Here is a 255-nt window from a genome sequence, read left to right on the forward strand (position 1 = left end):
GGAAGCCGTTCGAGATCGCGATCGAGTAGAACTCGCCGCGGGAGTTGTCGCCGCGCAGGATGCAGCTCGGGTACTTCCAGGTGATCGCCGAACCGGTCTCGACCTGGGTCCAGGAGATCTTGGAATTGGCGCCGCGGCAATCGCCACGCTTGGTGACGAAGTTGTAGATGCCGCCCTTGCCTTCCGAATTGCCGGGATACCAGTTCTGCACCGTCGAATATTTGATCTCGGCGTCATCGAGCGCGACCAGCTCGA

At 60.8% G+C, this 255-nt stretch carries 1 protein-coding gene; it reads right to left on the reverse strand.

The window, feature by feature from the left end; translation table 11 throughout:
• The coding region (locus G8O24_RS43245) for a SufD family Fe-S cluster assembly protein (RefSeq protein ID WP_188108480.1) at window positions 1-255 on the reverse strand (255 nt) is incomplete at both ends.

This window comes from Bradyrhizobium campsiandrae (assembly GCF_014529705.1).
GTDB lineage: Bacteria > Pseudomonadota > Alphaproteobacteria > Rhizobiales > Xanthobacteraceae > Bradyrhizobium > Bradyrhizobium campsiandrae.